At 35.0% G+C, this 14,025-nt stretch carries 14 protein-coding genes and 1 pseudogene; 8 read left to right on the top strand and 7 right to left on the bottom strand.

Features of this window, described 5'->3' with window-relative positions; all coding sequences use genetic code 11:
- Positions 1 to 4: 4 nt before the first annotated feature.
- The 3 genes from AC07U8_RS10270 to AC07U8_RS10280 all read right to left on the bottom strand — a co-directional run bounded on the left by AC07U8_RS10270 (position 5) and on the right by AC07U8_RS10280 (position 2,896).
- Positions 5 to 1,246 (bottom strand): Bcr/CflA family multidrug efflux MFS transporter, encoded by a 1,242-nt coding sequence (locus tag AC07U8_RS10270; RefSeq protein ID WP_494737812.1) that lies wholly within the window; start codon positions 1,244 to 1,246, stop codon positions 5 to 7.
- A gap of 176 nt (positions 1,247 to 1,422) precedes the next feature.
- A complete protein-coding gene (locus tag AC07U8_RS10275) occupies positions 1,423 to 1,797 on the bottom strand; it encodes a Cif family virulence factor (protein ID WP_096734091.1) in 375 nt (124 codons plus the stop codon).
- Positions 1,798 to 1,936: 139 nt separating this feature from the next.
- The gene (locus AC07U8_RS10280; RefSeq protein ID WP_494737813.1) at positions 1,937 to 2,896 is read right to left on the bottom strand and encodes a LysR family transcriptional regulator; all 960 of its coding nucleotides are present in this window, start codon (positions 2,894 to 2,896) and stop codon (positions 1,937 to 1,939) included.
- A 106-nt stretch (positions 2,897 to 3,002) separates the two neighbouring features.
- Here AC07U8_RS10280 and AC07U8_RS10285 point away from each other — a divergent pair, with 106 nt between their 5' ends.
- Positions 3,003 to 3,752 (top strand): SDR family oxidoreductase, encoded by a 750-nt coding sequence (locus AC07U8_RS10285; protein ID WP_494737814.1) that lies wholly within the window; start codon positions 3,003 to 3,005, stop codon positions 3,750 to 3,752.
- 295 nt (positions 3,753 to 4,047) lie between these two features.
- Here AC07U8_RS10285 and AC07U8_RS10290 read toward each other — a convergent pair whose 3' ends face one another.
- Positions 4,048 to 4,533 (bottom strand): hypothetical protein, encoded by a 486-nt coding sequence (locus tag AC07U8_RS10290; RefSeq protein ID WP_494737815.1) that lies wholly within the window; start codon positions 4,531 to 4,533, stop codon positions 4,048 to 4,050.
- Positions 4,534 to 4,715: 182 nt separating this feature from the next.
- Between AC07U8_RS10290 and AC07U8_RS10295 the strand changes: the two genes are divergently transcribed.
- The 3 genes from AC07U8_RS10295 (at position 4,716) to AC07U8_RS10305 (ending at position 6,881) form a co-directional block, all read left to right on the top strand.
- Entirely contained in the window at positions 4,716 to 5,069 is a 354-nt protein-coding gene (locus tag AC07U8_RS10295; RefSeq protein ID WP_494737816.1) for a hypothetical protein, read from the top strand.
- 101 nt (positions 5,070 to 5,170) lie between these two features.
- A complete protein-coding gene (locus tag AC07U8_RS10300) occupies positions 5,171 to 6,064 on the top strand; it encodes a hypothetical protein (RefSeq protein WP_494737817.1) in 894 nt (297 codons plus the stop codon).
- 226 nt (positions 6,065 to 6,290) lie between these two features.
- On the top strand, positions 6,291 to 6,881 hold the full coding sequence (locus AC07U8_RS10305; protein ID WP_096734093.1) for a uracil-DNA glycosylase family protein: 591 nt from the start codon (positions 6,291 to 6,293) through the stop codon (positions 6,879 to 6,881).
- A 6-nt stretch (positions 6,882 to 6,887) separates the two neighbouring features.
- Here the strand turns inward: AC07U8_RS10305 and AC07U8_RS10310 are convergent.
- Together AC07U8_RS10310 and AC07U8_RS10315 are read right to left on the bottom strand one after the other, a co-directional pair.
- Positions 6,888 to 7,378, bottom strand: a pseudogene (locus AC07U8_RS10310) (pyridoxamine 5'-phosphate oxidase family protein).
- A gap of 158 nt (positions 7,379 to 7,536) precedes the next feature.
- Entirely contained in the window at positions 7,537 to 8,400 is an 864-nt protein-coding gene (locus AC07U8_RS10315; RefSeq protein ID WP_167468942.1) for a DMT family transporter, read from the bottom strand.
- Positions 8,401 to 8,568: 168 nt separating this feature from the next.
- Between AC07U8_RS10315 and AC07U8_RS10320 the strand changes: the two genes are divergently transcribed.
- Positions 8,569 to 9,966, top strand: coding sequence for an aminotransferase-like domain-containing protein (locus AC07U8_RS10320; RefSeq protein ID WP_096734095.1), 1,398 nt, complete (start codon positions 8,569 to 8,571; stop codon positions 9,964 to 9,966).
- A 79-nt stretch (positions 9,967 to 10,045) separates the two neighbouring features.
- On the top strand, positions 10,046 to 10,696 hold the full coding sequence (locus AC07U8_RS10325; RefSeq protein WP_096734096.1) for a class I SAM-dependent methyltransferase: 651 nt from the start codon (positions 10,046 to 10,048) through the stop codon (positions 10,694 to 10,696).
- A 48-nt stretch (positions 10,697 to 10,744) separates the two neighbouring features.
- On the opposite strand, the gene AC07U8_RS10330 is transcribed toward AC07U8_RS10325, so the two are convergent.
- A complete protein-coding gene (locus tag AC07U8_RS10330; RefSeq protein ID WP_494737818.1) occupies positions 10,745 to 12,223 on the bottom strand; it encodes a phospholipase D family protein in 1,479 nt (492 codons plus the stop codon).
- A gap of 191 nt (positions 12,224 to 12,414) precedes the next feature.
- Here AC07U8_RS10330 and AC07U8_RS10335 point away from each other — a divergent pair, with 191 nt between their 5' ends.
- Both AC07U8_RS10335 and AC07U8_RS10340 read left to right on the top strand, forming a co-directional pair.
- Positions 12,415 to 13,524 carry an S-(hydroxymethyl)glutathione dehydrogenase/class III alcohol dehydrogenase gene (locus tag AC07U8_RS10335; RefSeq protein ID WP_004821485.1) on the top strand — a complete coding sequence of 370 codons (1,110 nt, stop codon included), beginning with the start codon at positions 12,415 to 12,417 and terminating at the stop codon, positions 13,522 to 13,524.
- Between the two features lie 157 nt (positions 13,525 to 13,681).
- Entirely contained in the window at positions 13,682 to 13,990 is a 309-nt protein-coding gene (locus AC07U8_RS10340; RefSeq protein ID WP_494737819.1) for an I78 family peptidase inhibitor, read from the top strand.
- Positions 13,991 to 14,025: the final 35 nt, after the last annotated feature.

The following is a 14,025-nucleotide window of genomic DNA, read 5'->3' on the forward strand; positions in this document are numbered from 1 at the left end:
TCAATCATCTAGTGAAATTTAGTTGGCTTTTCTGATATATCATTGTGAGGATTAATGCCAGCATTGTACAAATCATAATAATCATTGATAGATTCATAAGTGGATTAAAATGAAAGGTATGGCTGATCGGCACCACAATTAAGCAAATTAAGAATTGAATAGCACCTTGAAGTGCGCTTGCAGTACCTGCACGTTGACCTTGTTGAGATAATGCCAATGCATTACTGTTTGCACTTACCAATCCAAGACCTGCGACAAGACCAAACAATCCGAGCATGGTTGAGGATAGATTGACCAAATCATATCGAGGCGAGATAAATAGCCAAATCGCACTCATCACTTGAATCAGAATACCGAGTAATAAGATTCTTATAAGGCTAAAACGACCAATCAGACGAAGATTGATTTGCGAGAAAATAATCAAGCCAGCGGCATTTATACTGAAATAATAACCAAAATTTTCAGGTTTTATCTGGAATTGATCAATGAAAATCGCTGGTGCAGCGGCAATATAAGAAAAGAATGCTGCATAAGACAAACTACCTATAAGTGTAGGGGTTAAAAAACTTTTGTCCCGACAAACATGGAAATAATTGATAAAAATATCGCCAACATGAAGAGATTTTCTTTTATGGTCATTCAGTGTTTCTTCAAAATAAAAATGCACAAGAACAATATTGATGACACCAAAACAGGCAAGGAAAATGAAAATACTTTGCCATCCCCAATTGACTAAAAGCCATCCACCTAATATCGGGGCAAGAATTGGTGCCAGCCCCATCATGAGCATCATGCTGGATAAAGCTCTTGCAGACTGTTTAGGTGTTAATCGATCACGAATCGCTGCACGAACCATAGCCATTCCAACGCAACCACCTAAAGCTTGCAATACTCTTGTCATTAACAATTGATCTATTTGTGTGGTAAAAATACACAAAACAGATGCGATCACAAATAAAGTTAATCCAAAATATAGCGGTGGTTTACGTCCAAATCGATCACTAATCGGGCCATAAACAAGTTGACCAATGACTAAACCTAAAAAATATGCGGGCAATGATGATGACACAACACTGGTTGTCACACCAAACTCTACTGCAATTTCAGGAAATGCAGGTAAATACATATCTATTGACATAGGACCGAGCAAGGTTAAAAAGCTTAAAATACTGATCCATGCTAGGGTATAAGGTTTTGTTTCAGAGGGGTTATCAGTTGATTTCTGTATATGGGGTGATCGAGGCATAATCTTACCTAAATGATGATCTTCCGCAGAATGGATGAAAAAAAACAGCGTCACTCAGATTTATGCATTGTGCTCATTGCTTAAAATAAGAAGCATTTCATCCATTTTGGGAATGTCTAGATAGAATGTATTGGCTAATTTAAATTCAGCTGACATGTATTTATTTCTGAGATTCGTTAACCGAAATGACAAGCAAAGGTTTGCACCACGATTTTATTGTTTTTCACAATCAGCGTATCCGTGGCCATTTTTGCATTAGGCGCTGACCAGCGAATATAGGCGACTTCACCATAGACTGTTTTTTCTTCTATACTAATTTCACGTGTACCTTCAGGGAAAAAATCCCGATATACACTTATAAATGTTTCTCGAATCTGATCGGTACCACGTATTACCGTATCGGTTCCATTGATAATGATGGCATCAGATGCATAGTCTTGCACTGTTAAGTCTACATCACCTAAGCGGAAAGCATTTAAATGCCTTTCTAAAACAGCTAAAGTTTCTGTTATTTCACGATTTTCAGTATTTTGTATATTCGTAGTATTCATAAATGGATCTCCAACATTGCTCTAGATAGGGGCCGTATCTAACGACTGATCAATACATTATTGTTGTATTGAAGTGTCCCTTGTAGCTACAGAACAGTTGAAACACTTATTCCGATTTGTTGAAAATCTGTCAATAAAACTAATTTTTAATTGAAAGTGTGGTGTTTTTTCCCATATTCAAAGCAGATAGTTGTTGATTCAATTTTAGCTGTTCAAATTTAAGCGCAATAAAATCGATAAAACATCTAGTTTTTGCTGGCATGTGTTTTTTGCTAGAAAAATAAAGATTGGTATTTCCTAAATCTGCATACCAGTCAGGTAGGATTCTAATTAAAGTTCCATCTTCTATATATTTTCTTGCATGAGCAGTGGAGATCGCAGCAACACCTAATCCTAAAGCGGCGCCTTGATGTAATGCACTTGGATCATCTGCGATAAGTTTTTCATTTAAATTAAGGTAAAACTCTTGTTCATTTGGACCTGTAAATTGATATTCATGTAACTTACCGGTTTGAGGAGATTTCATGACAATCCCATCCCAATCGGAAATTTGCGCTGGATGATTGGGCCGTGTTTTATGTTTTAAATAATCAGGTGAGGCAACAATAATCATGTGCAGCGGGGATAGTGGTCTGATAATGATGCCTTGACCTAATTTAATCCCACTTCCAATTGCCACATCAAAATTATCTGTTATTAAGTTGACCTGTCTATTAGATAAGTGCCACTCAAGTTTGATATCTGGATAGTTGTCGATAAATTCAGGCATCAATGGCAGGATATATTCCACCCCAAATCCAGCACTTAAACTGACTTTTAAAATGCCTTTGGGCTTGCTCGAATCAACATTAAATTCTGAAATAGTTGTCTGAATACTATTTAAACTGTCTCGAATACTGATAAAAAAGTGTTCACCATCTTCCGTCAATTTAAGATTTCTGGTACTTCGATGAAAAAGCCGAACACCTAAATTTTGCTCTAACTGCGCTACATTTCGAGACACTGCGGCAGGTGTTAGGCTTAAATGTCGTGCTGCGGCAGAAAAACTTCCATATTCTGCACTTTTTATAAATGATTCGAGATTAGACAGCGTTTCCATATTCTATTTTCAATTTTTACTTGAAAAAGATTATAGCAAAAGCACTCTACTTCACAATGAGTACTGATTTTATAGTCGGGAGACTTTAATGAAAGAGTAATGTGAAATGTTAAATAAATTATCGCTGGTTGGAAAAGTTGCGTTAGTTACCGGTGGATCGCGAAGTATTGGTGCTGAAATTGTCAAGACGTTAGCCGCCCATGGCGCTATAGTTGCTTTTACGTATCATTCTTCGCAAATCAAAGCTGAAGAATTGATTAAAGAAATCGAGTTTCATGGTGGGCAAGCCATAGCGATAAAGGCAGATTCAGGGTATCCTGAAATGCTAATCAAAGCGATAGAAGATGTTGCTAAAAAATTCCATAAAATCGATATATTAATCAACAATGCTGGAATAAGTCATTTAGGCAGTCTAGAGTCGGTATCAATCAGTGCTTTCGAGCGATTGGTGGCTGTCAATATTATGGGGGTATTTTTGGCCACTCGTGAAAGTTTAAAACACATGGGGAAAGGTGGAAGAATAATAAATATAGGCAGTACGATGGTCAATTATTCTGGTTTTAGTGGAGCATCAATTTATATTCTTACAAAAGGCGCAATCACAGGGTTTGCACGAGGGTTAGTCAGGGAGCTTGGCGTTAAAGGTATTACAATTAATACCATTCATCCTGGTCCAACCAATACTGATATGAACCCTATAGATGGACCAATAGCAAGCCTATTACTGCCTAATATCCCGGTAGGTCGATATGGCGAGGGCATTGATATTGCGAATTCTGTTTTATTTTTAGCGAGTGAACAGGCGAGCTATATTAGCGGTGCTGAATTAAGTGTCGATGGTGGTTTTATTGCTTAATTCCTTTGGATCAAAATAAAATTTATATGTTCAGTAGTTAGAAAATGAATTGAAATTTTTATCCCATATCTATGGAAAAGCCCTCTATTTATAGAGGGTTAAAACAATTCAAAAATCATACTGTTTCAATAGATTGCTGCTTAGCTTGTTTTCACATCAAAATTCGAACTCAAATACAAAATGTTTTTCGGCTCAACTAAAGAGACATTTTTCTTTTCATCTATTACAGCACAAAGGGCAGAACCACATAAAATACGGTACTGTTTAAGATTATTTTCATTGCCAGTAATTTTTATTAAAGGTAATTCTTTAATATTGGAAAGTACTTCTGAACCATTTTTTTACCTTTTTCTTGTGTGTCAAGAATAGATGTGAACAACATGAATGAACAACCTATGATTAAAGATACATAGATAGTAAAAGTTGTGTAATTTTTCTCTAATTTATCAGTCTGGCTTGAATTATGTGGTTTAACTTGATGTTTTAATCGAAATTTGATTTTACGTCTTAAGAAATCAACAATCTTTTGATCTAACTCGAGTGAGACATAGATGTATTTCAAAACATAAAGAGTTATGCCAATTAGGAAAATAGTTATTAAAGGGTTTAATGCTTTAAGAAATCCCCAATAGATTTTGTCTTGAACGCTAAAGTTTAAGACTATAGGATCAACATAGAAAGGGCGTAAAAAACCGCCTAAATAAGCTTGACCAGATACAAATAGAAAAATGGCTATCAGTGAAATAATGATTGCTGTATCCAACGAGAAATTAAACTTCATTTTCTTTCCTTATTATTGATTTTTAGAGCAATGCTTGACATATTTTGCAATAAAAATGGCTAGAAATGCATCATAAAACTAAAGAACCTCATAATTGCTATTTGATACGATTAAGACTTTCATAAAAATTTAATTGTAGTATATTTAATATGTTGTTTATAAGTAAATTATTATGGATAAATATGAGGTATGAAGTGAAAATAATATTTTTTTTGAGTCTGATTCTTTTGGGAACTGTTCATACTGTTTATGCGGAAACATTTATTCCGAGAAGTGTTAGTGGTGACAAAGGTAAATACTATTTGCTTGAATCTAAAAAAAATGGAAATACCATAATCGCAATTCACAAGCGAGTTGGTGTATATGATACCTACTATACTAAGACAGAAACTAATTGTTCTACGATGAAAATGCGTGAAATAGGCGGTAGTGATCTTTCTGTGAAGGATATAAAGAGCGATCCTACTAAATGGTTTGATTTAGTTTCAGGCTCAAGTAAAAGTGATCTGGCTAATTTTTTATGTAACCGTAAATAAGTAAATTTTGTATGATATATATATATAAACTATTGTCTTTAGATAAAAGTAATTTTATAAAGCACTTATCGGGTTTTATAGTAAACATATTCATCTTAATAATGCTTTTAGGGCTTATTTTACTAACTGGAGGTTTTTCGATATATGCAATTTATTATATTTTAATAGTATTTTTTAAAATATTAATTTCTGCTAATGTTTTTTATAAAATTTGGATTTTATTTTTTCTAATTATTTGGATAAGACTTAGAGGCAATGTAGATGTTGCACAAGAGATAGATTTTAAATTAAAAGAATATTTTAGAAGTAAAGATCAAGATGGTCTAAATAAATATAAAATGATTTTAATGATGTTGTGTATTTATATTTCTATTTGTTCTGTAGGTTTTTATTTTTATATTTTTATTGGTGGAAAGTGGAGTGAAGATAATATGCCTAATATAATAAATATTTTTATTTGGGCAACTTATCTTATTGGACCAATCGTTGCTATATGGGTATATAGTGACTGGAGAGAGCCACATAAGTTAAATAAAAAATTGGAGTTAATTAATGAGATAGAAGATCAAATACTTGGACTAGAACGAAGCTCAAGAGAGTTAAATGAATTAATAAATAATTATCTTGATAGACTAGATGAGCCTTATAGCAAATTGCAGCTTGAATACAATCAATTTACCAGAAAAATGGCCAATTTGGAAATTTTATCACGCCAATTGGAAATGAATGATGAACTAAAACAAATTTCAAAAAAACTATCAAGTTTTAATTTTTCATTCGTTAGTTTTTCATTATTTCCTTCAGCATTGTTAAGTATCCTTAAAAAAGAGAATATTCAATTTTGTGAAGAAAACTCAAAGGATAAGGATTTTAAAGATAGAATATCTATGCTATTAAGAAGTGACGATAGGGAAAAGTGGCTATCTCAATCATACGGAGATATTTTTGAAATTCAAAAAGAACTAATAACTTTAAAAAGAGAGTATATATTTTAGTTTTATATGATTTATTTATATTTTTAGAGAGAAAGCATGTTTATAACATGCTTTTTTATTATTCAGAGCGAATTATCCGTGTAATTAATTCTGTCAGTCTGGTAAACTGAATGCTCAATAAAAATAACGGTATTATTAAAGTAAAAGATAAAAAATGATAACCCACGCTTAGCAAGTAAAAATGTTAAGATAACAGCATAATTCTTAAATTATTTCTTATTTATAAATGACTGATATCGAAATAGAAACCCACCCACTCAAACCATTTCTTCCTGCAAATGCCAAGTTATTGATGCTTGGTAGCTTTCCACCGCCTCAAAGCAGATGGAAGATGGATTTTTACTATCCGAATTATCAAAATGATATGTGGCGGATTTTTGGGCTTATTTTCTTTGAAAATAAAGACCACTTTTTAGATTTACCCAATAAAAATTTTAAAGAACAACGCATTCGTGAGTTCTTAATCGAAAAAGGTATCGCAATTTTTGATACGGCGTATCAAGTTATTCGCTTAAAAGGAAATGCCTCAGATAAATTCCTACAGATTAAAACCCCCACAGACCTAGCACAGCTTTTAACGCAAATTCCTGAATGTAACAGCATCATGACCACTGGAGATAAGGCAACAGATACCTTGATGTTATCTATGCCTGAAGAAACTGAAAAGCCACAGATAGGGCAATCCTCACAAGCTATATTTGCTGGACGAGAGATAGGTTTATATCGGATGCCTTCTTCATCAAGAGCGTATCCATTAGCACTGGATAAGAAGGCAGAGGCATATAAGAACTTATTTAATGAAATAGGCTTACTTTAAGTAAGTTTAAAACTCATAATTTGGCATCATGGTTGGGTATTGAACCCATTTAAAACCAGTCACGTTAAAATCTCGAACATGGGTAAAACTAGACCAAATCAATTGGCTCCCTTTAGTCCATGAGAGTGGTTTGATACGCTGTTCAATCATTATTAATTCTTCAGCAGTGGCAATACGTAGTTCACCAATTTCGATATTTAAACGAACACCGGGAAAATCTGAAAATTTACCAAGAATCATCGATTTCAACCAGAAAAAACGTTTGCTATTCACTGCTTGTAAACATGCTTTGCTATTGTTAGGAATGTTTTCTTTAAATGATTCACTATAAGTATCAAAGAAAAATCCAGTTTGATCATTTTTAAGAATACTGTTCCTATAAGCGTTATATTGGGTTGCCCCAATTGATCGACAGTTGCAATCGAACAATGCATAGAGGCACGTTGAACAGTTGAAATGGTTTTTATTATTTGTTGCCAATTTTGAGAATCACTCATGTTTTTTCTCCTTAAAGCGTCAACATGTTGAATAAAATTAGCAAAATAAACCATATCTGTAATTGACAGTTTTTGTTTTAGCTTAGGCATTTATCCCATTGTACTTGATTAAATCGATATACAGATATAGTCAATAAATGCTTAAGCTTTTCCATTTCCTATGCAAATCGTTTTGCCAGAGCAACACAGATCACAACTGCAAAACAAACAACAATCATTGCAAAACTTACATGCTCACCCAATAGAACCGCTGAAAGCATTAAACCAATAAACGGTTGTACCAATTGAATTTGTCCAACTTTGGCAATTCCGCCCAACGCTAGACCTTTGTACCAAAAAATAAAACCGATCAACATACTAAACAGTGACACATAGATTAAACCAATTGTTTCTGGCCAATGAATATTTGCAAAGCTTGATGGTAGGTAATATAGACTTGAGATAAGCATCAAGGGTAATGCAACCACTAAAGCCCAACAAATCACTTGCCATCCACCCAGTTCTCTTGAAAGCTTTCCACCTTCAGCATAACCCAATCCACAGACAACAATTGATGCAAGCATATAGAGATCACCCACACTAAAACTTAAATTACGGTTTTCATAAAACATAAATCCAACCACAATGGCGCTGCCAATTAAGGCAAATAACCAAAATTGTGTAGCAGGTTTTTCACCCCCACGTAAAACTGCAAAAATTGCAGTCGATAAAGGCAAGAGACCAACAAAGACAATAGCATGTGCCGAGGATACTGTTTGTAAAGCTAAGGCCGTAAATAATGGAAAACCAATCACCACACCTAAAGCCACAATAACCAATGATTTAAATTGGGCAAAAGTAGGTTTTGATTGCTGTAAAATAAACAGGCAGATTAAAGCAATACTTCCTGCAATGGCTGCTCGAGCTGTGGTTAAAAATTCTGGACTAAACCCCATGACGGCAATACGGGTTGCAGGCAAAGAGCCAGCAAAAATCGCGACACCAATAAAACCATTCAGCCAGCCAATATTTGTTTTATCCATCATCAATTACTCAGTCAATTTATGATGATTTAATCGCTATTTACTGGAAATATATATGTACACTACAGTACAATTTTAAATAACTGTTATGCTATTTTTACCAGTACAATTCTATTCAATCTAACGCGTTTTCTCAGATTTCTTATTTTTAAAATACGTGGTTTTTAAATGGCGAAAACAAAAATTGAACAAACAGTGCTGATGATTAAAAATCAAATTTCGAATAAAAGTTTGATTGCAGGTTCACGCTTACCTTCAGTCCGTCAGTTTGCTACACAAACAAATTGTTCTGTTTCAACGATCGTTGAAGCCTATGCCAGATTAGTTGCGGAAGGTGTTTTAGAATCTCGTCTTGGTTCTGGTTACTATGTATTAGGTAAAGCCGAACCGATGCAAATGATTGATACTGAAATACAGTATCAACGTGAAATAGATCCCTTATGGATTTCAAGGCAGTCATTAGAGGCGAAGACCGATGTGCTAAAACCGGGTTGTGGCTGGTTACCCACCACTTGGATGCCTGAACAATCGATCCGTAAAGCATTAAAACAAGCTGCTAAGTCTGAAATCATCATGCTCACCGATTATGCAACACCGCATGGACATTTGGAGTTACGTAAATTTATTGCCAGAAAAAAAGAACTGTATGATTTAAAATTCAAACTGAATCAAATTCTTATTACTGACTCAGCAACCCAGTCCATTGATTTAATTTTCAGACACCTACTTAGCGCAGGTGATGTGATCTTGATTGATGATCCTTGCTATTTTAATTTCCGCGCTTTGATTAAGGCACATCATTTAAAAGCCGTTCCAATTCCATTTACAGAAACTGGACCAGATGTAGAGAAATTTGAACAAGCATTGAATTTAAAGCCTAAAATCTATTTAACCAATTCAGGGATCCATAATCCAACAGGGGCCACGATTTCGCTACAAACAGTTTATCAAATTTCTAAGCTGGTTGAGAAAACTGATTTATTGATTATTGAAGATGAAATTTTTGCTGATTTTGAATATACACCAGCACCACGTTATGCTTCATTAGCAGGTTTTAAGCATGTCATTCAGATTGGCAGTTTTACCAAAACTCTATCAGCTGCAATTCGTTGCGGTTATATCATTGCAGAGTCAGAACTGATTGATCAATTGATAGATTTAAGAATTGCGACCAACTTTAGCAATAGTCATTTAAATGCAGAAATTATTTATCAGGCTCTAATGGACAGCAGTTATCCTAAACATTTAGATTGGTTAAAGAAACATTTGCTTAAAGTCAGCAATGAAATGATGCAAAAGTTGGGGCAACTCGGTATAAAACCGTGGATTGTGCCAACAGCAGGGATTTTTTTATGGTGCAAATTGCCAGATGGTATACAGGCTGCTGAATTATCAAAGTTATGTCTTAAACAGGGCGTAATTCTAGCGCCGGGTAATTCTTTTAGCCAAGCTGAAAATGCAGGACAGTTCATGCGCTTTAATGTTGCACAATGTGTAGATAAAAAAGTCTTTGATATTTTGGCGATGTCAATTCAGCAGTTAAAAATAAATAACTTACAAAGTTAGCGAAAATCCGTTTCCTTATTGCTTTAAAATATGGGTAAATAGTAAGCAAATTTATATTGATTTCAGTGGAATAATTATAATGAGTGTTCAGGATGTACCAAGTCCAATTGATTTAAAAAATCCGCAAGATGCTTTGCAATGGGCAAATGAAGCCAATGAAAAACGCCCTTGGCGTTATGAGTTTTTTGACTATTATGTGAATTTAATTCAAAAAGCAGCCAAAGAGAAACACTATCAAACTGATCAAAACACGCAGTTCAATATTTTAGAAATAGGTTCAGGTCCTGGTTTTCTTGCCAAACATTTACTTACCCAGTGTGCTGATATTGAATATACAGCGCTAGATTTCTCTGATGCAATGCATGAGCTTTCTAAAAGTAAGCTACTTTCTTCTGAGTTAGACAGAGTGCAATATCTGATTGCTGATTTTAAAAATGAAGATTGGCGCGATCAGCTTGGACAATATGATGCCATCATTATTCATCAAGCTTTACATGAGTTACGCCATAAAAACTATGCAAATCAATTTCATCAACAAGTAAAGACATTATTAAAACGTGATGCTCTGTATTTGGTCTGTGACCATATTTTTGCATCAGATGCGATGAGCAATAATGACTTGTATATGTCGAAACATGAACATTTTCAAAGCTTAAAATATGCAGGCTTTACTGACATAGAACTGGTTAAAGAGATCAAAGGGCTCTGTCTGTTTGAGTGTTATTTGTAGCAGTAAATATTTAATACGTTTGGTATATGCGTTGTCATTACACTAAACTTACATCATCCATTCAAGTGGTAAATATGAGACGCTGTACATGACAAATCGTTGGAATCGTGTTGTTTCAGGGTCAACTTTATATTCAATCACTTTGCCATCGGCACGATGATCTAACCAGATCAGTTCACCTTGTGGATTAAGTTTTAACTCATAAGCAACCCTAAATAGAGTTTGATCCAATAGATTTGAAATTTGCTCTTGTAAAGGATCTGATTGAACAACCAGTCCAACTTCGGTATTGATATTGAATGATCTTGGATCTAGGTTAAATGAACCAATAAAGACTTTGTCATCAATATTGATAAATTTTGCATGCAAACTGGATTTATTTTTGCCTTTTTTCGGAATGATATTTCCTGTAAGGACCTCATACCAAGTACGGCGATTGCGTTCTATATAAGGTTTAAATTCATAAAGTTTTGCGCCTCCTTTAAGCAGGTCAACTCGATACTTTTGATAAAACGCATGGACAAGCGCAACATCATTTGCCATAAAGGAGTTGGTTAAAATTCTGACTTTGACATTTTGTTTAGGGAATTGGTTGATGAAATCCGTCCCATTTTTTGTAGGAACAAAATAAGCGGCAATCAAATCCATTTCTTGTTTGGGATCACCCAAATGTTGGTGAATTTGGTGTGAAATTAATTCATTACCGTGTGCTTGTCCTAAACTTTTCTTTGGAGAATCTGCCAGAAAATCGGCATAAGCCCAATTGATTTTATTTTGATTAAGCTCATTGGCGAGTTCTTTCTGCTCAAGATTTACCTTTTCATCTGTCGTATGTTCAGCTTGTTCAAGTCGTTCAAAGCTTTTTCGCAAAGTTAATAAATCTTGCTCAGAACCTTTATGAATAAATTGATCAATCGGATAGCTTAATTGAAAATTCCAAAAATCGGTAAAAACTTCATTTGCACGATTGACTGCTTTACCAAAAAATAAAATATCCATATCGGTAAATTGGAAAGATTCACTGGCATCAAAATATTCACTGCTGATATTTCGTCCGCCTGTTACAGCAATTGCACCATCAGCAATAATTAATTTATTGTGCATTCGATGGTTGATTCTGTTCATTCTAAAAATATAATCCATTACACGAAAGTGTCGGAATTTATAAGGATTGTATAATTTGATCGAAATGTTTGGATGTGTCAGCAATGCACTTAATTGCCGATCTATTTTTGTTCCGTTTTGATCATCGATTAATAAGCGTACTTTTACACCGCGGTCAGCAGCTTTAAGCAATTCGTGTAGCATTAAATTGCCAATAAAATCATCTGCCCAAATATAGTATTGTAAATCAAGTGTATATTTGGCTTTTCTAATCAGATGGATACGTGACGCGATACTTTGGAAAGCATCATTCATGGCTAAATATGCAGTGAGACCTTGAGTAAGCATCTGTTTTGCTTGAGGCTCATTGATCCAATGATCTGCATATACTTTAACTTGTTGTTCTTGTTCTGGTTGATTCATAGGTAAACTGCATCCAGTGATTGAAAAAGCCAAAATAACGAAGGCAAGTGAAGTCTTTGAATGATTCATTCTTTCAATGAGTACTTTAAATTTTACTAAATCATATCATCAAGTTAATGGTTGAATCTGTAAAGAGAAAAAGGTTACTGTAGTCCAACTGTTAAAACACAAACCTATTAGGATATTTAGCTATGAAATCACGTGCTGCTGTTGCATTTGGTCCAGGAAAACCTTTAGAAATTGTGGAAATTGATGTTGCACCTCCACAAAAAGGCGAAGTCCTTGTTAAAATTACCCATACAGGGGTTTGTCATACAGATGCATTTACTTTATCAGGTGATGATCCAGAAGGCGTATTTCCAGCAATTTTAGGCCATGAAGGTGCTGGTATTGTTGTTGAAGTTGGTGAAGGGGTAACTTCGGTAAAACCTGGGGATCATGTGATTCCTTTATATACGGCAGAATGTGGCGAATGCTTATTCTGTAAATCAGGCAAAACCAATCTGTGTACAGCCGTTCGTGCTACACAAGGTAAAGGGGTTATGCCTGATGGAACGACACGTTTTTCTTATAATGGCGAACCTATTTATCACTATATGGGTTGTTCAACTTTTAGTGAATATACTGTCGTTGCTGAAGTGTCATTGGCTAAAATTAACCCAGAAGCAAATCCTGAACATGTTTGTTTGCTAGGTTGCGGTGTAACGACAGGGATTGGTGCAGTCCATAACACAGCAAAAGTACAAGAAGGCGATTCAGTTGCTGTATTTGGTTTAGGTGGTATTGGTTTGGCGGTTGTACAAGGTGCGCGCCAAGCTAAAGCTGGCCGTATCATTGTTGTGGATACCAATCCTGAAAAATTTAAGTTGGCAGAAGAGTTTGGTGCGACTGATTTCGTTAATCCAAAAGACTATGATAAACCTGTTCAAGAAGTGATTGTTGAAATGACAGGTTGGGGGGTAGACCATTCATTTGAATGTATCGGCAATGTCAATGTAATGCGTTCAGCGCTTGAATGTGCTCATCGTGGGTGGGGACAATCAGTCATCATTGGTGTAGCCGGTGCAGGTCAAGAAATTTCTACCCGTCCGTTCCAGCTTGTGACTGGTCGTACATGGAAAGGAACCGCATTTGGTGGGGTAAAAGGCCGTACACAATTGCCAGGTATGGTTGAAGATGCGATGAAAGGTGATATCCAACTTGCACCTTTTGTTACCCATACAATGGGCTTAGATAAAATTAACGAAGCATTTGATTTAATGCATGAAGGTAAATCAATCCGTACAGTGATTAACTTTTAAGCTTAAATACTGAGCACGACCAAGAACCAGTGATACATGATGTATCACTGGTTTTTATTTGCATGATAAATGTATGAGTTTTATATATTAATTTTCTAAGCTTATCTTTTTTTGTTATGTTATGGCTTTAAAGCAAAAAATCAAAATAGGTCGTCTTATGAAAAATGTTACAATTTTAGCTCTTGGTATCATGGCTTTAACTGTATCAGCATGTTCTTCGCTTCAAACCAATGCAACGCAAGATCAAACAGCACAAAACACTCAAACCACATGTGTTGCTGAACGCGCAACTCAATTGATTGGTCAAAATGATATGTCTGAAGCGAAAATTAAGCAGCTTACACAGGCATCAATCGTACGTAAAGTTGCGCCAAATCAAGGGGTAACTATGGATTATCGTATTGAACGTGTGACGGTAACTGTAGATCCTGCGACCAAAAAAATTACCCAAGCGACTTGTGGTTAATGACACAAATTTAAGTCTTATATGATTGAATAAAT

The sequence above is a fragment of the Acinetobacter sp. GW821-FHT01E09 genome (assembly GCF_059422385.1).